The 21720-nt window shown below is 41.7% G+C and carries 21 protein-coding genes; 20 read left to right on the top strand and 1 reads right to left on the bottom strand.

The features are described from left to right. Window positions 1-49 precede the first annotated feature (49 nt). From HPT25_RS05175 to HPT25_RS05080, 20 genes are all read left to right on the top strand, one after another. Window positions 50-2095 carry a flagellar assembly protein A gene (locus HPT25_RS05175; RefSeq protein ID WP_173060899.1) on the top strand — a complete coding sequence of 682 codons (2046 nt, stop codon included), beginning with the start codon at window positions 50-52 and terminating at the stop codon, window positions 2093-2095. Between the two features lie 31 nt (window positions 2096-2126). Continuing rightward, the gene (locus HPT25_RS05170; protein ID WP_312857270.1) at window positions 2127-2438 is read left to right on the top strand and encodes an STAS domain-containing protein; all 312 of its coding nucleotides are present in this window, start codon (window positions 2127-2129) and stop codon (window positions 2436-2438) included. Window positions 2439-3670: 1232 nt separating this feature from the next. After that, window positions 3671-4408: a GntR family transcriptional regulator gene (locus HPT25_RS05165; protein ID WP_246277143.1), complete on the top strand. Its 738-nt coding sequence runs from the start codon at window positions 3671-3673 to the stop codon at window positions 4406-4408. Between the two features lie 53 nt (window positions 4409-4461). Then, window positions 4462-5292: a fructoselysine 6-kinase gene (locus HPT25_RS05160; RefSeq protein WP_173060896.1), complete on the top strand. Its 831-nt coding sequence runs from the start codon at window positions 4462-4464 to the stop codon at window positions 5290-5292. Window positions 5293-5386: 94 nt separating this feature from the next. Further along, the gene (locus HPT25_RS05155; RefSeq protein ID WP_173060893.1) at window positions 5387-6682 is read left to right on the top strand and encodes an ABC transporter substrate-binding protein; all 1296 of its coding nucleotides are present in this window, start codon (window positions 5387-5389) and stop codon (window positions 6680-6682) included. Window positions 6683-6736: 54 nt separating this feature from the next. Next, on the top strand, window positions 6737-7621 hold the full coding sequence (locus HPT25_RS05150; protein WP_173060890.1) for a carbohydrate ABC transporter permease: 885 nt from the start codon (window positions 6737-6739) through the stop codon (window positions 7619-7621). A gap of 7 nt (window positions 7622-7628) precedes the next feature. After that, window positions 7629-8534, top strand: coding sequence for a carbohydrate ABC transporter permease (locus HPT25_RS05145; protein ID WP_246277142.1), 906 nt, complete (start codon window positions 7629-7631; stop codon window positions 8532-8534). 493 nt (window positions 8535-9027) lie between these two features. Next, window positions 9028-9993: an SIS domain-containing protein gene (locus HPT25_RS05140; protein ID WP_246277141.1), complete on the top strand. Its 966-nt coding sequence runs from the start codon at window positions 9028-9030 to the stop codon at window positions 9991-9993. A gap of 55 nt (window positions 9994-10048) precedes the next feature. Then, the gene (locus tag HPT25_RS05135) at window positions 10049-11062 is read left to right on the top strand and encodes an SIS domain-containing protein (RefSeq protein WP_173060885.1); all 1014 of its coding nucleotides are present in this window, start codon (window positions 10049-10051) and stop codon (window positions 11060-11062) included. Between the two features lie 273 nt (window positions 11063-11335). Next, window positions 11336-11617 carry an alpha-helical endospore appendage domain-containing protein gene (locus HPT25_RS05130; RefSeq protein ID WP_173060882.1) on the top strand — a complete coding sequence of 94 codons (282 nt, stop codon included), beginning with the start codon at window positions 11336-11338 and terminating at the stop codon, window positions 11615-11617. Window positions 11618-11676: 59 nt separating this feature from the next. Continuing rightward, entirely contained in the window at window positions 11677-11976 is a 300-nt protein-coding gene (locus HPT25_RS05125; RefSeq protein ID WP_173060879.1) for a hypothetical protein, read from the top strand. Between the two features lie 164 nt (window positions 11977-12140). Then, window positions 12141-13217, top strand: coding sequence for a DUF1835 domain-containing protein (locus HPT25_RS05120; protein WP_173060876.1), 1077 nt, complete (start codon window positions 12141-12143; stop codon window positions 13215-13217). 306 nt (window positions 13218-13523) lie between these two features. After that, on the top strand, window positions 13524-14324 hold the full coding sequence (locus HPT25_RS05115; RefSeq protein WP_173060873.1) for an SDR family oxidoreductase: 801 nt from the start codon (window positions 13524-13526) through the stop codon (window positions 14322-14324). A gap of 149 nt (window positions 14325-14473) precedes the next feature. Next, complete coding sequence (locus HPT25_RS05110) at window positions 14474-16396, top strand: BglG family transcription antiterminator (RefSeq protein ID WP_173060870.1); 1923 nt, start codon at window positions 14474-14476, stop codon at window positions 16394-16396. A 27-nt stretch (window positions 16397-16423) separates the two neighbouring features. Next, window positions 16424-16873 carry a transcriptional regulator GutM gene (locus HPT25_RS05105; protein WP_173060866.1) on the top strand — a complete coding sequence of 150 codons (450 nt, stop codon included), beginning with the start codon at window positions 16424-16426 and terminating at the stop codon, window positions 16871-16873. Window positions 16874-16892: 19 nt separating this feature from the next. Further along, entirely contained in the window at window positions 16893-17444 is a 552-nt protein-coding gene (gene srlA / locus HPT25_RS05100; RefSeq protein WP_173060864.1) for a PTS glucitol/sorbitol transporter subunit IIC, read from the top strand. An 18-nt stretch (window positions 17445-17462) separates the two neighbouring features. Beyond that, window positions 17463-18476, top strand: a complete 1014-nt coding sequence (srlE, locus tag HPT25_RS05095; protein ID WP_173060861.1) for a PTS glucitol/sorbitol transporter subunit IIB — start codon at window positions 17463-17465, stop codon at window positions 18474-18476. 111 nt (window positions 18477-18587) lie between these two features. Further along, a complete protein-coding gene (locus tag HPT25_RS05090; protein WP_173060859.1) occupies window positions 18588-18953 on the top strand; it encodes a PTS glucitol/sorbitol transporter subunit IIA in 366 nt (121 codons plus the stop codon). A gap of 360 nt (window positions 18954-19313) precedes the next feature. Continuing rightward, window positions 19314-20078 (top strand): SDR family NAD(P)-dependent oxidoreductase, encoded by a 765-nt coding sequence (locus HPT25_RS05085; protein ID WP_173060856.1) that lies wholly within the window; start codon window positions 19314-19316, stop codon window positions 20076-20078. A gap of 30 nt (window positions 20079-20108) precedes the next feature. Continuing rightward, on the top strand, window positions 20109-20417 hold the full coding sequence (locus HPT25_RS05080) for an ArsR/SmtB family transcription factor (RefSeq protein ID WP_173060853.1): 309 nt from the start codon (window positions 20109-20111) through the stop codon (window positions 20415-20417). Window positions 20418-20463: 46 nt separating this feature from the next. On the opposite strand, the gene HPT25_RS05075 is transcribed toward HPT25_RS05080, so the two are convergent. Next, a complete protein-coding gene (locus tag HPT25_RS05075) occupies window positions 20464-21645 on the bottom strand; it encodes an MFS transporter (RefSeq protein WP_173060851.1) in 1182 nt (393 codons plus the stop codon). Window positions 21646-21720 lie beyond the last annotated feature (75 nt).

The raw sequence follows: 21720 nt of genomic DNA, 5'->3' as shown, positions 1-21720 counted from the left end.
AGCAGGACATTTTAAGCAACAGTGATTTGCTCATAAAGGGGTAAGGCGAATGAGTGCAGTAATTACGGCAGAAGGTAAAAATATAGAAGAAGCCATTGCCAAAGGGTTGGCTGAAATGGGCTTAACCGAGTCCCAAGTAGAGATTGAAGTCATTCAAAACCCAAAGAAGGGGATATTTGGCTTCGGAGCAAAACCGGTTGTTGTCCGATTAACGGAAAAAATAGACGAGCAGGGACGTTCTATTGAGGAACTGCCTTTACCGGAGGAGAGTTTGAATCTAACTTTTGAAGAACCTCTCCAAAGAGGAGCACAGGACTTAAATGATCAGAATCTTGAAGTCGGGAAGATCTGGGTCAAAGATGGACAAATTTATATAAAAGATACTCCTGCTCATTACCCAACCATTACGCCAGCTAAAGAGGTTTCCCTATATAAGAACGGTGAATTGGTAACGAAAACAACGGCTCTTATGGAAAAGGATTTGATAGAGGTTAAACTCCCGAACGAATTGAAAGAGCCTGTCTGGTCCATTGAAATGGACCCTCTAAAAGTGACAGCCATGCTGCACCTTGAACCTGGTTTCCGAAGATCCTACAGTTTGGTGGATCAAGAACCAAGTTCACATCTTCAGCTTGAAATTCAAGTAGAGGAGGAAATCATCAATCCCCTTCAACTGGATCAAATTCAGCAGAAAATGAAGGATTTAGGCATTAAAAAGGGTGTTCGTATTTTAGAAATTCAACGTGCCATGCGAGCTACAGAACCTGGTACCTTCACGATAGCAGAAGGGACGAGCCCAAAAAAAGGGGAGGATGGCTGGATCGAGTGGTTAGTAGAAGAGGAATTGGATTACACAACGAAATTAATGGAAGATGAAGATCTAAATAACCGTAAGCATATAAAAATCCCGAGTGTTTACAAAGGGCAGCTACTTGGGGTTATTCATCCATCAAAGCCAGGAACAGATGGGGTGTCGATAACTGGGGAAGTAATTGAGCAAGAGGAAGCAGAAACATTAAAAATCTATGCGGGCAAAGGGGTCGATCTGATTGACGAAGGGACAAAAGTTGTCGCCATTGAGTACGGCAGGCCTTCACTGATGTCAAAAGATGGGATCACCAGAGTGTCTGTTATTCCTAGATCTATTCACTCAGGAAATATTCTTCCGGGACTGGGAAAAATGTCTTTTCATGGAGACATGATCATCCAAGGGAATATAAAAGAAGGAATAGCAGTAGAAGCTCGCGCGGATTTGCTTGTTTACGGAACGGTTGAGCAATCCATCCTTAAAGCAGGAGGCAGGCTGATTGCTTGTCAAAACGTTGTAAATAGCCAATTATCCGCCGGGGAACGGAATCAAAAAATCATTGAAATCATCAATCATTTAAGAAAGCTTTCAACCGAATTAAAAGCATTTATAGCAGCTGTCGAGCAAATTTATCAGTCACCGGTATTTAAAACTTCTGATATCAATAAAATGGGGCTTAGTTCTATGATCCGCATATTGCTTGAGAAGAAATTTAAGCATTTACCGCCGTTAATTAAAAAGATCACCGGGCTGGTTTTCGTTGCGGATCAAATGCAAATATTGGACCCTGAATTGAAAGAAATTAATGCCTCTTTGGTAAATGGATTTATCCAGTTGGCGCCAATGCAATTTCAAACACCAGACGACATTTCCAAATTGGTGGTAAGAATAGATGCGGCAAGTGATCCTGCTGCAGAAATGCATGAAACAAATGGACAAATTATGCTCCCCTATGCGCTGAATAGCAAGATTCAATGCAATGGTGATGTGATCGTTGCCGGAACGGGATGTATTCACTCTCAAATTCATGCCAGAGGAAAAGTAGTAGTCAAAGGCCTCCTAAGAGGAGGAGAGGTTCATGCCGACAAGGGGGCAGAGATCCATGAAGCGGGAACTCGAGGAGGAGAGATTACTTTTATCCGGGTTCCACAAGATCAATCCATCAAAATAAATAAAGTTATCGAAGGAACCAGAATTCAAATTGGCAATGTTCTGTACCAATTTGAGCAATCCGAACAAAATGTATTTGCCAGAGTGTCGAAGGAAGGAAAATTACTGCTGTCCTAGCGGAATTCTTTTAACAGGGGAGGGATCAAAAGTGTTTGAATATCAAATGGTCAATGAGGGAGTAAAGACCACTGTTCAGTTAAAGGGAGACATGGATATTGAAATCACGGAGGTCATGGAGGAAGAGATCATTCCTGCGTTACAAACAGCACAGGAAGTCGAGCTTAACTTTGCCGCTGTATCATTCGTGGATTCAACCGGAATCGGCTTATTGATGAATCTTGTGCAGCATCTGAAGGAACGAGAAATCTTAGTAAAGATAACGCATTTGAAAGAGGACATATATGAAGTGTTTGACCTGTTGCAAATCCCGGACATCATTGGCAGAGACGTATTTTCTTGACCGATTCCGGACTTAAAGGGGCATTGTGAGGAAGTCGAGCGACCCTTAGTTAAGGGGAAAAGTGGAAAAAGAGGGGGCGTGTGGAAGTAGGGCGGTTCTAGTTAAGGGGTAAGGGTCAAAAAGGGATCGGAAGCGAAAGTAGGGTGGTTCTAGTTAAGGAAAAAGGAACAAAAAGAGCTTGGAAGCGAAAGTAGGGCGGTTCTAGTTAAGGGGTAAGGGTCAAAAAGGGCTCGGAAGCGCAAGTAGGGTGGTTCCGTTAAGGGAGAAGGGTCAAAAAGGGCTTGGAAGCGAAAGTAGAACAGTCCTAGTTAAGGGAAAAGAGTCAAACAGAGCTCGTAAGCGAAAGTAGAGCGGTTCTAGTTAAGGGGTAAGGGTCAAAAAGGGCTCGGAAGCGCAAATAGGGGTGGTTCCGTTAAGGGAGAAGGGTCAAAAAGGGCTTGGAAGCGAAAGTAGAACAGTCCTAGTTAAGGGAAAAGAGTCAAACAGAGCTCGTAAGCGAAAGTAACCCGGTTCTAGGTAAGGGAAAAGGGTCAAAAAGAGCTCGTAAGCGAAAGTAACCCGGTTCTAGTTAAGGAAAAAGAGTCAAACAGAGCTCGTAATCGAAAGTAGACCCATTCTAGTTAAGGGAAAAGAATCAAAAAGAGCACGTAATCGAAAGTAGAGCGGTTCTAGTTAAGAGGTAAGAGTCAAAAAGAGCTTGTAAGCGCAAGTAACCCGGTTCTAGTTAAGGGAAAAGAGGCGAAAATAGCCTGGAGGCGCATGTAACCTGGCTCTAGTTATGGAAAAAAGGCACAAAAAGCTCACAGGCGTGAGTAATCGAACTTGAATCGGATAGGTAAAAAAACGAAAAGCCCCCTTGGCTGCAAACATGAAGCGGAAACGAAAAGTCCACGCACGTTATGAACAGCGGCAGAGCAAAAGTAAAAGATGTTTTTATTAAAATCACATTAGAATAATTTAAAATATCAGAAAACACGTTGACAAAAAATAAAAATTGGACTATTTTAAAATTAATCATACACATCGCAGTTCACTTCACATTACATCATCTTCACTACCTCTACTTTCATTATATTTTTGAAAGCGCTTCACACGAAATGCTTAACAACCTTAATCTCTCTCTACATCATCTTTTAAAATAGCGCAACAAATGGTATATACCATTTGGCGAATGCTGGAAAGTTATATAAAATGATAGATAGCAATGATCTACTAAATAGGAGACATAATAGATGAGTAGAATGATGAGAGATGAAGAGGCGATTCCTTTTTATAAGCAATTAAAGGAAAAAATCATGGATGATATTGAAATGGGGAAATTGAAACATGGAGACAAATTGCCCTCAGAAAGAGAGCTAGCCGAACAGTATGGAATAAGCCGAATGACGGCCAGGCACACCTTGTCCATTTTAGAAAGGGAAGGTGTGGTGGAGCGGCGGGTTGGCGCTGGAACATTTGTTGCCAATCATAAAATAGAAATGGATTTTATTACCTTCAACAGTTTTACAAGAAATATGCTGAACAAAGGGCTCATTCCAAGCACCCAAGTCCTTTCGATCAAAAGAATAGAAGCCAAACCGGTGTTAGCCAATAAATTGAAGCTTCCTCCCAGTGAAGAGATGATCGTCATCAAAAGGCTGCGATTAGTCAATAACATGCCAGTTTCCATCGAGGAATCTTTTCTTCCTGTCAAGCTTGTGCCAAACATTGAACATCATATCATGAACGATGTTTCGTTGTATCAAATATTAGAAAACGTTTATGGCATCCAACTGGTCAGAGCTAAAGAGCACATGCATGTGACCTTATCGGATGAAGAAGACAGCAAGCTGCTTAAGATCCGTTCGGAAAGTCCGTGCATCTTTCAGGAGTCTGTGGCTTTTGACCGTAACGAGCGGGAAATTGAATTTTCCACTTCGCTGACCCGAAGCGATATTGTGAGATTTTATTCGGAACTGAATTTGAAATAAAATTCAGTTTTAAACAAAATGGTATATACCATTTATCGAGGAGGAACTGAAAGATGAAAGTCATTGGTGTGGGCGATAATGTCGTGGATCAGTATCTTTATAAAAAAATCATGTACCCTGGCGGCAATGCCCTGAACTTTAGTGTTTATGCAAAACAGCTCGGGGTGGAATCAGCCTATCTTGGAGTTTTCGGCAATGACCTAGCGGCAGAACATATCATTCAAACACTAAAAAGCTTGGATATAGATCTTTCCCATTGCCGGCAGCATAACGGTGAAAATGGTTATGCACAAGTGGATTTGATAGACGGGGACCGCGTCTTCATCGGCGGCAACGGCGGGGGCGTTCAAAAAGACCACCCCATCCTCCTAAGCGAAGATGACTTGGCATATATACAAAATTTTGATATGGCACATACCAGCATTTATAGCGACATCGAACCCGAGCTGCCGAAACTCAAAAGGACCGGAGTTCTCGTTTCCTTTGATTTTTCAGCAGACTATACGGAAGAAATTTTAAAAGAAACCTGTCAGTATGTCGATGTCAGCCTGTTATCATGCGGGCAGCTTTCAGACTCCGAGGTGGAGAATCTATTAAAAACAGTTCACCGCTTTGGCAGTAAACTAGCCATAGGCACAATGGGCTCAAGAGGCTCCATCGTCTTTGACGGCCAGAGCTTTTACCGCCAGGAGCCGCACTTTGTCAAACCAGTCGATACACTGGGGGCTGGGGATTCTTTTTTCACAGCCTTTATGATCCATTACCTTAAAAAGGAGATAGAGTCTAAAGAGCTTCTTTTAAAAAGAAGTTTGGAAGAAGGGGCAAAATTTGCGGCAAAAACCTGCCTAGTCGATGGAGCATTTGGTTATGGGATACCATTCTAATTCCCGTTTCGGGAAGGAATTGTAATAAAAAAGATCAAGCAGGGGGTGCAGGAATTTACTAGTTTAATTTTTAAAAAATAAGGAGGTTAATGGTATGAGTAAAAAGACAAAGTTGTTATTTGTGGCTATGTTACTATTTGCTCTCGTATTAGCAGGATGTTCGAGCTCTTCTTCAACCACTGAAGAAGGATCAGGCAAAATTGTCTTAAAGTTCTTGCATAAGTGGCCAGAGCCAGAAAATCATCCCTATTTTGACCAAGTGGTAAAAGAATTTGAAAAACAGCATCCGAATATTGTGATAAAAACAGATGCTATTGCCGATGGACCAATCAAGGATAAACTTCGCGTCATTCTTGGCGGCAATGATGTACCAGATATCTTCTTTTCCTGGTCAGGGGAATTTGCGAGGAAATTTGTTCGTGCAGGTGCAGCTTTGGATTTAACCCCTTATTTAAATAAAGATACGGCCTGGAGAGATAGTTTTATCCCGTCATCCCTTCAGCCATTCCAAACGGATGGAAAGAACTATGGAATTCCTTTGGACCTCGATGCAAAGTACTTTGTTTACAACAAATCAATCTTTAAGAAATATAACCTCCAAGAACCCAAAACATGGGATGAATTTCTCCAAGAATTAGATACCTTAAAGCAAAATGGCGTCACACCGATTATCTTTGGTAACCAAGATCCGTGGGCTGCGATTCATTACCTGACAGGGTTTAACCAAAAATTAGTTCCTCAGGATGTCAGAATGAAGGACTATAACCCGAAAACAGGAGAATTCACGGATCCAGGATATGTGCAAGCTTTGCAAATGTTTGTCGATTTAAATAAAAAAGGTTATTTCATGAAAAATGCGAACTCTACATCACACGATATGGCAAAGCAATTATTCTTTGCGGGAAAAGGGGCCATGTTCTATCTTGAGCTCGTAGAGTTCCCGGATGTAGAAAAGGCGATGAAAGGAAATTGGGGCTTCTTCCCGATGCCGGCCATTACGGGAGGTAAAGGGGATCAAAGTATGATCACGGGTGCACCAGATGGGTTCCTTGTTTCCTCCAAAACAAAGCATCCAAAAGAAGCGATAGAGTTTCTGAAATTTTTAACAAGCAAAGAAAATGGCAGCAAGTTGACCACACAACTTGGCTGGCCAAGTCCAGTGAAAGGCGCGACAACAGCGCAAAACGCGATAAAACAAGTAGCTGAAGGTGTTGATGGCTTGAATAAAGCAGACGGTATGGCTATTTGGCTTGATACGGATGTGAATGCAAAGGTGGCAGATTCCTATTTATCCAATGCTCAGCTGCTGCTTGATGGGACGAAGAAACCGGAACAAGTTATGAAAGAGATTCAAAAAGTAGCAAAACAAGTACAAAGTGAAAGTGAGTAAGGAAGAAAAACGGGTGAGCGGGCTTTCCTGATCACCCCCCTTGGAGGGAGAAGGATGAAGACACTTCGTTATAATCGGATTGCCATTCTGTATATCTTGCCAGCCTTCCTTCTGATCCTGTCATTTGTATTTCTGCCGATTGTCTATAACTTATACAATAGCATGTTCAGGTGGAGTTCTTTCGATGCTGCCAAAACCTTTGTCGGCTTCAACTATTACGGCAGGCTTTTTAAGGATCCGGTATTTTATATTTCATTGAAAAATAATTCCCTGTATGCCGTGATTTCCCTTGTATTTCAAGTGGGCGGAGGACTCGTCATCGCAGCTGTTATGGAAGATAAATTGATTAGAAAGTTTCAGCCATTTTTCCGGACTGTCTTTTTTATTCCATCGGTTATTTCCATTGCGGTTGTCGGCTTGATGTGGCAGCTCCTGTATAACCCGGAAATCGGATTGGTTAATGGCTTTCTCCATGCAATTGGCCATTCCCGCTGGGCACATTCCTGGCTGGGAGACAGTAATACCGCGATATTTGCTGTCATCTTTGTGTCCCAATGGCAGTACACCGGCTACATGGCGATGCTGTTTTTAATTTCCATGCAAAAAATCCCAGCTGAATATTACGAAGCCGCGATGATTGATGGTGCTTCCAAAATCAAAACCTTCTTGAAGATCACCATCCCGCAAATCAGGGAAATGATTCTCGTCGGTACCGTTATTACGGTGATAGGGGCCTTTAAAGTGTTTGATGAAGTCTATGTCATGACGGGCGGCGGACCGGGGCGATCGACGGAAGTTTTAGGAACAATGCTTTATCGAGCCGCGTTCCGCAATGATGAAATGGGCTATGCCTCCGCCATTGGTACCGTCATTTTTATCATTACCCTGATCCTTTCCTTACTGCAAATGAAATTAGGAAAATCAGGGCAGGAGGTGTAAGAAGTAGATGAGTGCAAAAGATAGTCCCATTGTTACGACCGGCGATATGAAGGAGGTCCGCCTCAAGAAATCAAAACCTCTATCAACCAAGCTAAAAGACCGCCTTTTTCAAATCGTGATTCTTATTTGGTTTAGCATTTTTGCCATCTGCATTATCTATCCGATCATCTGGCTTGGATTAAGCGGATTAAAATCCAATAGTGATTTCTTTTTAAATACATGGTCCCTGCCGAAGGAATGGCTGTGGAGTAACTATAAAGAAGCATGGGATGCCGGAATCGGCCAATATTTTTTCAATAGTGTGCTGGTCACTGTCGTTTCAGTTGTCGCCGTTTTGCTGCTAGGCTCCATGGCAGCGTTTGGACTCAGCCGTTTTCGCTTTAAAGGACAAAATATAATGCTGTTTGTAATTTTGAGTGGTCTCATGCTGGCCCCCCAAGTCAGCCTGATACCACTTTATAAAATTCTCCAAGCAATTGGTTTATACAATACTTATGGCGCATTAATCGTTCCCTATGTGGCGTTTCAATTGCCGTTTGCCATTTTTTTAATGCGATCGTATTTCCTCTCTATCCCGGGCGAGCTCGAGGAATCGGCGATCATTGACGGATGTAATAGCTGGAGGGTCTATTGGAACATCATCTTACCTATGGGAAAACCCATCATTGCCTCCTGTGCCTTATTGACCGGCATGAACGTTTGGAATGAATTTATGTTTGCCCTTGTGTTTGTAGAGGATTCCAGCCTGAGAACCATTCCGGTAGGATTAATGAACTTAAGAAGTCAGCTGGATACTAATTTTGGAATCCAATTGGCAGGTCTGGCAGTCGCGGCACTGCCTATGATTATCGCCTATATCATTTTCCAAAAGCAATTTGTCCGAGGTTTATCTGCCGGCAGTGTAAAAGGCTGATAACTGGGCTGAATAGAGGAGCGGAGGGCTTTTCTATTCAGTGCTTTCAATATAATGGTATATACCATTATAGGTTGAAGAACCTAGGTCTGAGCGGGTGCTAAAATAGCTAACTAAATAGGTTTGCGGGAAAAACTCGTAGTTTGGCGGAAAACCTCCGCAATTCGGCGGAAAACCCCCGCAGTTTGGCGGAAAACCTCCGCAATTCGGCGGAAACCCCCCGCAGTTCGGCGGAAAACCCCCGAGTTTTGCGGGAACCCCGCAGTTTGGCGGAAAACCTCCGCAATTCGGCGGAAAACCTCCGCAGTTCGGAGGAAAACCCCCGAGTTTTGCGGGAACTCCGCAGTTTGGCGGGAAAAACTCGTAGTTCGGAGGAAAACCCCGCAGTTCGGCGGAAAACCTCCGCAGTTCAGCGGGAAACCCCCGCAATTCGGCGGAAAACCCAGCAAAAGATCTTAATTTTAGAATAAGCAAAATGCAAGGAGGAGAAATCATGTTAGCAGATGTGCAAAAAGCGCTAGATGTAATAAAACAACGGGAACTGGACCGAGTTTTTTTTGTTGCCTGCGGCGGTTCGTCATCACTCATGTATACGAGCCAGTATGTAATGGATCGTGAGAGCACAGCTATTGATGCCTACCTTTATAGCTCTAACGAGTTTGTGCATTGCAGCCCTAAGAAATTAAATGAAAAATCTCTTGTTATTTTATGCTCCCATTACGGGAAGACACCTGAAACCGTGGAAGCGGCCCGTTTTGCTCGCGAAAAGGGAGCCTTAACGGTCTCGCTTACCTTTGACCCGGAATCACCTCTTTCACAGGTTTCTGAGCATGTGATTGTGTATGAAGACGGAAAAAACAGCGATTTTGCCAATGAATCACCTGCTGTCATGCTGGAGCTTGTATTTGGACTTCTGGCAGCGAGAGAGGGGAATGGAAAATTCAACGAAATCGTGTCTTCATTGGAAAATCTGCGCCCCATTTTAAATAAAGCAAAAGAAAAAACGCTAGCTGATGCCAAGGCATTTGCGGATTCCTATAAAAGCGAAAAAATCATTTATACGATGGCCAGCGGCGCCAATTATGGAATTGCCTATTGGTTTGCCATTTGTCTGCTGATGGAAATGCAATGGATTCACTCCCATGCTCTTCATGCAGGTGAGTACTTCCATGGTCCGTTTGAGGTTTTGGATGAGGATGTACCGATCATTCAGCTCTTAGGACTGGATGAAACCCGGCCATTGGAAGAGCGTTCATTGGAGTTCACCCAAAGGTATGGAAAAAGAATCATCGTTCTGGATGCGAAGGATTTTGATTTAACGGGTGTTGCCGAACGGGTACAAGGGTATATCGCTCCGTTAGTACTGCAGGCAGTGCTCCGGCAATATGCCGAAGAATTGGCCACAGCGCGCCAGCACCCGCTGAGCACGAGAAGATACATGTGGAAGGTAGCTTACTAGACTGAGGAAGCATTTTGCCAATCAGTCTTTTAAATAAAAAAATGGAGGGATTTTCATGTTAAAATTCGAGCAGGATACATTTTTGGAATACGTTGGGAAAGAGGCTGAAGCCAAAAGGGGCGAAATTGAAAAAATCGTCGACGACATCTCGAAAAAGGGCTATCAAAATATTTTCCTAATTGGATCCGGCGGCACGATCGCCATGATGTATCCTTTTGAGTTCATCTTTAAATCCAATTCCTCTTTAGAAGTGCATGCGGAAATTGCAGCGGAATTGCTAGTCATGAACAATCGACATCTGACAAAGGATTCGGTTTGTATTTTCGCATCCGTTACGGGGACGACAAAAGAAACGGTGGCCGCAGCCCAGTTCTGTAAAGGAAAAGGGGCAACAACCATCGGATTGGTGGCAAAGGAAGGCACCCCATTGGCAGAATCAGTGGATTACATCATCTCAACAGGGAATGAAAAATATTCATTTGATACGTTTTTTATGTACTTACAATTGCTTACACTCCGCTTTATTCATAACCATGATGAATTTCCGCAATATGAGAAATTCGCAGAGGAACTGGCCCTGTTGCCACAAGGAATGGTCAACGCGATAAAAGCTTTTGACTCACGGGCAGAGCAATTTGCCATTAAGCATAAGGATACAGGATACCATATGTTAGTCGGTGCCGGAAACCTGTGGGGAAATACGTATTCTTATGCGATGTGCATCTTAGAAGAGATGCAATGGATTAAATCCAAATCCATTCATGCGGCTGAATTCTTTCACGGGACACTAGAGCTTGTAGAGGAAGATACGAGTGTGATCCTCTTTATAGGCGAAGACGAAACCCGTCCATTGGTGGAACGCGTGGAACGTTTTGCTGAAAAGATTACGAAAGAGCTTTTTATCCTTGATACAAAGGATTACCCATTGGAAGGCATCAGTGAAGAATTTAGAAAGTTCTTTGCTGTTAACCTGAACTGGGCTTTAACAGGTCGAATCAGCGTCTATCTCGAGCGTGAAAGAAACCATTCACTCGATATCAGAAGATACTATCGAAAAATGGATTATTAAATTGAACAAGAAGCAGCCTTTGGGATCATCCATGGGCTGCTTCTTTTTTGGTGCTTAATAGAAAGGGGCGTTTTGGTTTCTAGAAAAAAACGTTAAGATCGCTCACGAAGACAAAAGAATCCCCCATTACCGCTTCTTTCCCCCCTCGGCAGTTATCAGCAGGTGATACAAAAATGCTTCAATGGATTTTTGCCAAAATAGTTGGTTTGTCCAGACATTTATAAAACCAGTACATATTTTAGAGTACAAGTCTAAATGAAAAGGGGATAGAAAATGGGTTCCAGACAAAATGTTGGGGGATCGTCCAATCGCGATAGAGTATTTGAAGTCATTTCCTCTGTTGCCGAAATGGAATTTGCTTTAGCCGATGCAATAAATGCTCAAACCCGAATTCTTAGAAGAGAAAATCTCAGTCCCGACCAATTAAAAGAGTTTTCCGAAGACTTAGCACAATTAATTGCATTAACGATTCAAAAAGAAATGATGCTTGAATTCATTCTGAAAGGGGCTCTTGATGCTTGGGAGACAGTCAACAATCCGGATCCTAAAAAGTGATTCTGGGAGAATGCCAATTGGCAGATGGAAGAAACGATTGAAGGGAAGGAGTTAAAAATATGGCCGATCCTATTCGTGAGGCCCTCGCAAGATTGGAGCAAGCACTGGCAGGAGCGCTGGAGCGGGTCACTGTAATCGGTACTCCAGCCGAGATTGAAAGATTAGTAAGGTTAATCATTAAGCACAAAATTGTCATGGAACTCTTACTTGATAAAATCGAAACTGCTACCCTATTAAACACAGACACAGGAGGAGAAGCACTGTCAATGGTAACGGCAAACGGGCTTTCTCCAGCATCTCTTGATGCAATTACAGAAACAAATCATGTGAATCCTGCTGAGAGCCCGCCTGCAACATAAGCAGGGGACTTATAGGAGAAGGGTATGAAAACGATTAGGGTGGTGCAGGTTTCCCACCCTATACATGTTTCTGGTCGAAAGCACTATTGCCACTCTCTAAAAAAGGATTTCCCAACCAATTTATGGAATATTTATTGACGAATGACTAGAAGGAGTTGAATCCTATGAAAACGAGAGAGCAGTTCCCGTATATTTATTTTTTTATGGAACCGAACGTCGTATTTGTTTATAAAATTGAAACGAAAAGGTACTTAAACGTAACTGATCTATACCGATTTGGGGAATGGCAAACGTATGAATTACATCATAAAGAAGAATTCCAGACCTTTCATCACGAAGAATGGGAGCCGTTGGTAGGGCGGGGCTATTTTATAAATGGGAATGACCAGAGACTTATGGTCCAAAAAATCAATGAACTGATTCAAAAGCATAAGAAGCGGGATAACCTCCCTGTACATATTGTTTCGTCTCAAACTGCAGCTGGATCCGTAAGGGTTGGAATGGAACGGCCTAATAAAGTGATCGGTTTTGACGGCTATTTTTCAATAGGGCCATTAAGACAGCTGGACCATCAAATTGGGCGAAATAATCGGTTCGAATGGTTCAATGAAAATATCAATTTAGAGTCAGATGATTATTATTATGAAAATCATTTTTCTAATACGCTTTTGGAGATAGAGGATATACCAGAGGATGTGCCGATCTATCTATGGACCGGAAATAATAGCGATGAACAAACCAGCCTGCGTTTTATCCTTCATTTATTAAAGGATAAAACAAACGATGTCATTTTATTAAATGTTACAGAAATTTCTAATGAGCTTGGAGCTTGTCAGGTTAGTGAGTTGCATCCGGAACAGTTAAAACTTCTATTTGAAAAAGGCAAAGCAGCTAAACTATTATCGAATGATGAGCGGGTTCATTTGCAGAATGACTGGGAGGCATTGGCGCAAACAACTAGCCTTCTACGGGTGTGGCGCAATGGAAGGATAGAAGAGGTGGAAGAGTCGTATTATGACCCGCACATTTTGAGGGCCATTGATCAAATTCATCGTAAGGAAGGTAAGAAGGACTTTATTAGGGCAGGCAAGGTGATTTTGGAGGTCAAGTACTCAGTAGATGAGCCCGTTTTTGATGTCTTTTTGGAATATCGGCTCAGGTATTTAATTTATACCGGTGTTTTGGAATTAAAAGGAATCCCGAAATCGATGAGACATTATTTTGTTAAAGTACAGGAATAAAGTAGGGAAGCGAACGTCGATTAAGAATTGCTGGTTTCAGATATTCTTTTATGTTCATCAAAAACCGCGTAATAAAATTCATGGGAGCCTGTCTCGATTCATAGAGACAGGCTCTTTTTATATAAAATCAGGTGCCCCCCTACCATCCTTCAAAACTACTTCCATATTTCAGTGGTTGAAATCCCTATAAATTCAGCCCTTTTCCATTTCATGTGAAAAAGAGTGTATTAATCCTAAAAGTGAAATTTCTTATAATGAAATCGTATTCAATAGATAGTTAAATAAAGAAATTGGAGGGAGATTGTTGTGAGTGAATCATGGCTAGGCTTGGAGGGAAAAGTGGCAATTGTGACAGGAGGTGCCTCTGGAATCGGATTAACAATAGCAGGTGAACTGCTGAGAAATGGAGCAAAAGTTGTCATTTCTGATGTAAATGTTGAAGATGGCCTACAAGAAGATGGCTTTTATCTACTGAAATGTGACGTGACCAAAAAAGAAAGCGTAGACAATATGGTGGCCAAAACATTGGAATTGTTTGGAACAGTGGACATCCTAGTAAATAACGCTGGGATCAACCTTCCAAGGCTCTTAGTGGATGTTAAAGGAGAAAGACCGGAGTATGAGTTAAGTGAGAAGGACTTTGACTTTATGGTTGCAGTTAACCAAAAGGGACCATTCCTATGTGCACAAGCGGTTGCCAAAGAAATGTTAAAGCAAAATAAAGGTGTCATTATAAACGTTGCTTCTGAAGCGGGTCAAGAAGGATCAGCAGGCCAGAGCTGCTATTCTGCCACAAAAGGAGCGGTCATTTCCTTTACCCGGGCATGGGCAAAAGAGTTAGGGAAATACAATATCCGCGTTGTAGCCATTGCACCAGGGATCATGGAAGCAACAGGTCTAAGAACGGAGGTATACAATGAGGCTTTGGCGTATACCAGGGGCGTTACAGTCGATGGGTTAGCCACAGATTACAGTAAATCGATTCCTTTAGCAAGAGAAGGGAAATTGTATGAAGCGGCTGAGCTGGTTTCTTATCTGGCTTCTGACCGTTCAAGTTATATTACAGGAACCACACTTAATATTTCAGGCGGAAAATCACGCGGTTAGAACCGGCTCATGTATAATTAACGAAAAAACTCATTTTTAAGGCTGTGTTAACGCAATTTTTTACCAATTGATTGGAACGAATAGTGACATCTAAGTGTAACAGAAGCTTTAAAAATGCGGTTTCGTTTTAATAAGAAGGTGGTGATGGAATGCCAGATTTTATGATGAATGAGCGAATGGTCCAAATAATTGAACTCACTCGAAAAAAGCACCATTGTTCATTAGAGAATTTGGCAGAATCATTAGGGGTTAGCACTAGAACTGTCCGTAATGATATTAAGCAGTTAAACCACGACTTAATGGGCATTGCATGGTTAGTGAATGCAAAAGGGAAGGGCTACCGCTGGTCGATTGAGGATGAACCATTATTTGAGGACCTGATGACAAAATTTCAATCACAGAAAAATCTGCAAGATTCACCCCAAAGCCGGCTTGCCTTTATCATTGACCGCTTAGTAAATAGTGATACAGTCATTACTCTGGATGAATTGGCATTTGAAATGAATATTGGCAGGACCACACTGGTCAATGAATTGAAAAAAGCAACGGTCGCTTTAGAGTCCTATCATTTATCAATTAAAGGAATACAAAATAGAGGCATCTATTTAAGCGGCAATGAAATGGACCTGCGCTTCTTTGTTATGGATAATGTCTATGATTATTTATATAGTGGTTATCCGCTTGATGATGATATTAAAGAGGAAATCAACAAAATTGCCAATCAGTATGATTTGGAATCGACCACACAAAATCGGTTAATGCAGTATGTCACTGTCATGCTGGATCGTCTTTTGAAAGGTCATCCTCTTATGGAGATAAATCGGAATCTCAATAGGCTGATTGACACAAAAGATTATCAGTATGCAGCAGCTATTACGAGGGCCATTGAAAAGCAACTGCCCATCTCGATTCCTCAGCCGGAGATCTTATTTATCACGTTACCGATTGCCGGCAGACGAACCCCTACTAACAATCGGTCCTTAGCTGATATTACTATTACCGATGATGTAAAACATCTTTTGAGTTTGATATTGGAACAGGTCGGGTTCGAAAAGGATGTTATTTTTGAAAATAAAGGGTTTTTTGAGGATTTACAATTTCACCTGACCTTTATGTTAAATCGCCTGATGTTTGGGGTGAGAATTAACAATCCCTTGCTCACAGATGTGAAGGAAAAATATCCGGTTGCCTATAAAATGGCTGAAATAGCAGGGCAGGTCATTGAAAGAGAATATCGTTTAATGGTTTCAGAAGATGAGCTTGGTTACATCGCCTTCTACTTTGGGGTTTTTATTGCTCAGAATGAGGTGAATGTTCAACGAATCCAGCATGTAGCTGTTATTTGCGGCACTGGCAGGGGTACGGCCAAATTGATCGCTATGCAGCTTCAAAAGGTGCTGAATCAGAATACTCAGATTGATATATTTTCAGAATCGGAAGTCACGAAAGAACGCTTAACCGGCTATGATATTGTTTTTTCCACTGTTAAACTGCTATTTGAATCGGACGCCCCTTTAATTACGATAAACGAAATTTTTGATGAAAGTCGCGTTTCACAGCAAATTGAACGAGTGGCCTACTTGCGGAAGTTCAAACTAAAAGATGCAGGAGATCATCATTCTATTGTCAAGCTATTAACAAATGAACAGAAGTTTTTCATTTTGGATAGCCGTAAAAGTTATCGGGAAAATGTGGATGTGATGATTCACGAATTAACACAGAAGGGATACCTTGATGAGGACTTTCGCGAGCGGTTAAAAGCAAGGGCCGAAAAGGGCTCAATGGTATTTGACCAATACATTGCATTGCCGCATACCGTCAATCATCAATCCAATAAAATTGAGCTGGCACTAGGCGTTTTTCCTGAAAAGATCCTAGAAGATGGGAAAGAAATCAAATTGGTGTTTCTCCTGGGAATTCCAGAAGAAACAGATTATGATGCAAGTCTTCTAGTAAAAATTTACGATGAAATCATTCGAATCGCAGCCAATAAAAAGCTTATTGATCAATTGGCTAATGCAGCCAGCTTCGAAGCACTATCGAAGCATCTTGAACAAGCCATCAGGTTATAAACAATCATTCGTTTAGGAAGTGGAATTATGCAAGTTTTTATCATTATTATTCTTATTGCCGGGGCGTTTATCGTGCAAGCGGGGCTAGGTTTTCTACAAATCCAGCATTTTTCGAAAGCGTATGCAGAGTTAAGGAGAATCGGAAAAGTGGCGATTGGCAAGAAGCCTGGGAGGATTCGGGCTGGAACCATTGTCATGTTTGCCGTAACCGACAGCGGAAGAATTCTGAAGGCCAAGAAACTTCAAGGTGTCACGGTCATGGCCCAAGTGAAGGATTTAAATGGATTTGAGAATAAAAATCTGAAAACACTTACGGAGAAAGATTTCGCTCATTGTAATACGCTTTTAAAATTAGCTATTCTTGATGCCATTCAAAATTACCAAACGATCATGAGCGGTGGAGAAATTCCAGAGAAGAATAGTCTCTTTAAAAACATCATGCTTAAAGCAGAACGAGTTACATCAGCCAAAAAATAAATTTAAGAGGTGAGAACAAATGGAGATCATCGTACACTTGGCACAAGGTTTTATGAAGCTGTTTCAAACAGGTGCAGGGACGTTCCTGTCTTGGATGAAAGGAATTGTTCCAGTCGTTCTTTTATTAATGGTTGCCATGAACACACTAATTCAATTAATTGGAGAAAAACGGATTAACAGGCTGGCAATGGCATCAGCGAGAAATCCTCTCTTAAGATATCTGATCCTTCCCTTTATCGGATCGTTTATGCTGGGTAACCCGATGGCATTGTCATTAGGACGTTTTTTACCAGAAAAATACAAGCCTAGTTATTATGCCTCTGGTGCGTATTTCTGTCACACCAGTAATGGTTTATTTCCACATATCAATCCTGGAGAACTCTTTATTTACCTTGGAATCGCCGCGGGGATTGAAAAACTTGGTTTAAACCCGGCAGAACTGGCCGTCCGTTATCTTCTGGTCGGTTTGGTTATGAACTTCTTCGCTGGATGGATTACGGACTTTACGACAAAAGTTGTTGAGAAACAACAAGGAATAAAATTAAAAACTGAAGTGAAATTACATCATTAAAAAAGGGGAGGGTTAAAGATGACAGAATATCGTTCGATTAAAATTGTCAAAGGCAGCGGCGGTTTCGGAGGCCCCTTAACGGTCACCCCCACTGTAGAAAAAAATAAGATCGTCTATATTACTGGCGGCGGTGCCAAACCGGCAATCGTGGATAAAATAGCCGAGCTTACCGGGGCTGTACCAGTTAATGGTTTCCAAACCTCAGTTCCAGAAACAGAAATTGCCCTGGCCATTATCGATTGCGGGGGAACATTACGCTGCGGAATTTATCCGCAAAAACGAATTCCAACCGTAAATATTATGCCAACAGGCAAGAGCGGGCCATTGGCTAAATTTATAACAGAGGATATCTATGTGTCCGCTGTTGATGTTGATCAAATACAGCTGGTGAATGGTGCGGAGGCCCAGACAGCGGCATCGGCTGAAAAAATTCAAGATCCTGAAAGGGATTTCAAATATAGTGCGGATAAGAAAATTTCACAAACCTTGGCTGCAAGTAAAAATAAAAGTATTATCACAAAGTTCGGCCTTGGTGCTGGAAAGGTAATTAATACCTTCTATCAGGCAGGCCGTGATGCCGTTCAGACCATGATTAATACGATCATTCCGTTCATGGCTTTTGTTTCATTACTAATCGGAATCATCCAAGGTTCAGGAATTGGGAATGTATTTGCCAAATTGATGTCGCCACTTGCAGGGAATATTTGGGGATTAGTCTTGATCGGCTTTATTTGTTCGCTGCCATTCTTATCTCCTTTACTTGGACCAGGTGCTGTCATCGCACAGGTAATCGGAACACTCATTGGTGTTGAAATCGGCAAGGGCAATGTGCCGCCGCATTTAGCACTGCCTGCATTGTTTGCGATCAATACACAAAATGCCTGTGACTTCATCCCAGTAGGATTAGGTCTTGCAGAAGCCGAGGCTGAAACGGTTGAGGTTGGGGTGCCATCGGTCTTGTACTCCAGGTTCTTAATAGGGGTGCCGAGGGTTATTGTGGCATGGCTGGCTAGTTTCGGACTTTATCATTAAAAAAATCGATTGATTGTCACTTTTTTTACAATGAGAATGAACTATACTTATTACATGAATTTAGAGTATTGGAGGTAGGCGCGGCAAAAACGAGAGCTGATGCCAGTTAGTATGAAAACAATTTATGAAAGCAAAATCAAGAGCATAGGTACACTTGCAGATTCTTTTTTAGAAGAAAAGATGGTTATTTTGTTCGGTGATGAAGCACCTCAAGAACTTAAGGATTTTTGCTATAACATTGATGTTGTTGGGACAGACGGAGAGATCCAAGCAGGGCAAAAGCTCTTTATCAATGGTGAAAAATTTAACATTACATCGGTAGGTGATGTCGTTCAAAGAAACCTAACGACATTAGGCCATATAACCCTTCGTTTTGACGGATCTACATCCCCAGAACTGCCGGGAACATTATATTTGGAAAATAAAGATATTCCATCCATTGATTTGGACACCAAACTAAAGATTATAAGTGAATAGTAAATACAAGAAAAAGGCTTAATCTATTATGGATTAAGCCTTTATTTTAAAGGAGAAGTAACAATGAAGCTATATATCGATTTTGCGAACATAAATCAAATTGCTTGACTAAATGAAATATGCTCCGGTTGCAGGAGTGACAACCCATTCCGTCTACTTCAAACAATAGATCGTAGAAAAGAAAAAAATTGTCAGAAATCCCGGTTACTTCGTACAACGGAATTGCCCAGGTAATTTATAAAAAAGTTGACACTATAGAAGCGCTCAATTATTATATGTTTAAACGTTTAAACATTTAAAGATCATAACATGATTTTTCCGAAAATAAATTTTATAATTCCATTATGGAGGACTGAGTGTGTGAAAAAGACAGCTTTAATTACAGGAGCAACCAGCGGTTTAGGATATGAATTTGTCAAATTGTTATCCAAAGATGGCTTTGATCTGGTTTTGGTTGCAAGGAATCAACAAAAACTGGAGGAAATTAAGCAGACATTCTCTAATATTCAAGTGACGGTCATTGCTAAAGATTTGAGCATAGCGGGAGCGGCAAAAGAAGTATTTCGGGAAATGGAAGATAAGCAGATCGATATCGATATTTTAGTGAACAACGCTGGATTTGGGTTAATGGGCAAGTTTGATGAATTAGACATCCATAAACAAACAGAAATGATTCAGTTAAACATTACTGCTTTAACAGAATTGACCTATTATTTCTTACCTGGGTTCAAACGGAAGAATCACGGAAGAATCTTGAATGTTGCGAGTACGGCGGCCTTTCAACCGGGGCCTTTAATGGCCGTTTATTATGCTACAAAGGCTTTTGTTCTATCGTTTTCAGAAGCATTAGTGGAAGAGTTAAACGGAAGCGGAGTCACGGTTACAACCCTTTGTCCCGGTGCAACGAAAACGAATTTTGCTTCAATAGCCAATGTCGAAGGAACAAAAATGTTCAGCAACGCCATGTCCTCCGATATCGTGGCTCAAAAAGGTTATGAAGCCATGATGAGCGGGAAACGAGTTGTTATTACAGGTGGATTAAATAAGGCAGGTGCCTATAGTGCGAAATTTTTACCAAGGAGCCTTGCTGCTAAAATCGCAAAATATGTCGCACGTGAAAAGTAATTTTCTATTAACAAGGAGATCAAATAAGTTATGTCATCGAAACAGGCTATTGATGTATTTAGATCGTGTATACCATTGTTTAACGCTTTAAGTGACCCTGCCAGGCAGGATATTATTCTTTTGCTGGCAGAACGGGAACCGTTAAGTGTAAATGAAATAGCCGAGCAGTCGAATTTATCGCGCCCGGCAATTTCTCATCATTTAAAAATCATGCGGGATGTCTATCTCGTCAAAATTGAACAAAAAGGCACCCAGCGCTATTATTCTCTTTCATTAAACCAAAGTGTAGAGCAATTGAAGCAGCTGATTGAGATCGTAGAACAGGAGTGCAGTCTATAAACTCGATCGTGTCCGCATTTTTAGAAAGAGTTCGTACACGCGATTTTCATCGGGCTAATTGGACCGCACCTGCTTCTTTTTTATTCTCCCATTTCCGATATACCAGTGCCAGCAGCATAGATGGAATGGTGCAAATGATCATTCCGATAAAGGCGTATCTTGGCTCGATTTCATATAAATAGCCGCCCAAAATCGTGAACACCGCTGTACTCCAGCTAAGGGCCAGTGCGGAATACATCCCTTGTGCTTTAGGAATTTGCGCATGGGGGATGTGTTTGATTAAGTATTTCATAAAGGAATAATGCCCCATCGCAAATGAGCATGAATGCAATGTTTGGGCAAGACAGAAAACGATGACATTCGGAAAGGCAAACACTAATATCCATCTTACCGTTGAACCAAGGGCAGCAAGCGCCAGTAAAGTACCAACTGAAAATGAATGAAAGCGGCGATCCGCGATGGTGAAGAACAGGATTTCAGCGAGTACGGCAATGTTCAGAATCACACCAATCAAATATTTCGGTGCATGGATACTTTGTAAAAAAATGTAGCCGTAGCTGTAGTAAGCCGCGTGTGCAGCCTGAAGTAAAATCACGATGACAAGCACCAAGCCAAAGTGTTTAATATGAAATAATTTCATCATCCCGCCTTTTTTTGCAGGATCTGTTTGCGGCTTTTCAGATAAAACAACGGGTGCACGCGTTAAACTAAGGACCACAAAAACAGCAGTACCGAGTAATAATGCCCATAAAATGACGTGATCACCAAGCGCTCCTGTAAAGATGGACAAGACCATTCCAGCCGCCACAAACCCGATCGATCCCCAAGAACGGCTCTTCCCGTAATGTTTCAATTGATTGCTTTGCACAAGGACACCCGCTGCGCTGTCCAAAGCAGGCATTAATGTTGGGTAGAAAATATGCAAAAGTAACGTTGCTGCAAGCAAGCTGGCAAAGGAACTTGCCGGAATACAGCATAGAATGGCAAGCAAGGTACCGAAGGCCATCCCATTTAGTAACGTTTTACTGCTGAATCTCTCTGAAAAATAAGGAAACACCACTAATGTGGAAAGTCCTCGTGCAGCCAGTCCCAAACTCATGATCAAACTGGCTTCAGAAATCGTAACTCCTTTTGTATGAATCATCCACCCCGTCCAATAGGGAAGAAAGATGCCCCAAGTCATAAAAAAACAAAAAAATTGCCGACTCATCCAGCGTTGTGAGTTCATTCAAAATCCCTCCAATGTTTGCAGAATAACATGGAGAGCCGTGCAATAATAGGAGATATCTCATATTTTTTTGAG

Source organism: Neobacillus endophyticus (genome assembly GCF_013248975.1).
In the GTDB taxonomy this organism is placed as follows: domain Bacteria; phylum Bacillota; class Bacilli; order Bacillales; family Cytobacillaceae; genus Neobacillus; species Neobacillus endophyticus.
The sequence above is the reverse complement of the archived record's forward strand: the minus strand, read 5'-3'. Positions and strand labels throughout refer to the sequence as shown.

What these genes read in the sequence shown, in the direction of transcription:
- srlE (WP_173060861.1), top strand. Translation starts at nt 17,463, where the DNA reads ATGACAGAATATCGTTCGATTAAAATTGTCAAAGGCAGCGGCGGTTTC.
- HPT25_RS05120 (WP_173060876.1), top strand. Translation starts at nt 12,141, where the DNA reads ATGAAAACGAGAGAGCAGTTCCCGTATATTTATTTTTTTATGGAACCG.
- HPT25_RS05075 (WP_173060851.1), bottom strand. Translation starts at nt 21,645, where the DNA reads ATGAACTCACAACGCTGGATGAGTCGGCAATTTTTTTGTTTTTTTATG.
- HPT25_RS05090 (WP_173060859.1), top strand. Translation starts at nt 18,588, where the DNA reads ATGAAAACAATTTATGAAAGCAAAATCAAGAGCATAGGTACACTTGCA.
- HPT25_RS05110 (WP_173060870.1), top strand. Translation starts at nt 14,474, where the DNA reads ATGCCAGATTTTATGATGAATGAGCGAATGGTCCAAATAATTGAACTC.
- HPT25_RS05145 (WP_246277142.1), top strand. Translation starts at nt 7,629, where the DNA reads ATGAGTGCAAAAGATAGTCCCATTGTTACGACCGGCGATATGAAGGAG.
- HPT25_RS05125 (WP_173060879.1), top strand. Translation starts at nt 11,677, where the DNA reads ATGGCCGATCCTATTCGTGAGGCCCTCGCAAGATTGGAGCAAGCACTG.
- srlA (WP_173060864.1), top strand. Translation starts at nt 16,893, where the DNA reads ATGGAGATCATCGTACACTTGGCACAAGGTTTTATGAAGCTGTTTCAA.
- HPT25_RS05175 (WP_173060899.1), top strand. Translation starts at nt 50, where the DNA reads ATGAGTGCAGTAATTACGGCAGAAGGTAAAAATATAGAAGAAGCCATT.
- HPT25_RS05105 (WP_173060866.1), top strand. Translation starts at nt 16,424, where the DNA reads ATGCAAGTTTTTATCATTATTATTCTTATTGCCGGGGCGTTTATCGTG.
- HPT25_RS05130 (WP_173060882.1), top strand. Translation starts at nt 11,336, where the DNA reads ATGGGTTCCAGACAAAATGTTGGGGGATCGTCCAATCGCGATAGAGTA.
- HPT25_RS05155 (WP_173060893.1), top strand. Translation starts at nt 5,387, where the DNA reads ATGAGTAAAAAGACAAAGTTGTTATTTGTGGCTATGTTACTATTTGCT.
- HPT25_RS05160 (WP_173060896.1), top strand. Translation starts at nt 4,462, where the DNA reads ATGAAAGTCATTGGTGTGGGCGATAATGTCGTGGATCAGTATCTTTAT.
- HPT25_RS05080 (WP_173060853.1), top strand. Translation starts at nt 20,109, where the DNA reads ATGTCATCGAAACAGGCTATTGATGTATTTAGATCGTGTATACCATTG.
- HPT25_RS05140 (WP_246277141.1), top strand. Translation starts at nt 9,028, where the DNA reads ATGTTAGCAGATGTGCAAAAAGCGCTAGATGTAATAAAACAACGGGAA.
- HPT25_RS05150 (WP_173060890.1), top strand. Translation starts at nt 6,737, where the DNA reads ATGAAGACACTTCGTTATAATCGGATTGCCATTCTGTATATCTTGCCA.
- HPT25_RS05135 (WP_173060885.1), top strand. Translation starts at nt 10,049, where the DNA reads ATGTTAAAATTCGAGCAGGATACATTTTTGGAATACGTTGGGAAAGAG.
- HPT25_RS05165 (WP_246277143.1), top strand. Translation starts at nt 3,671, where the DNA reads ATGAGTAGAATGATGAGAGATGAAGAGGCGATTCCTTTTTATAAGCAA.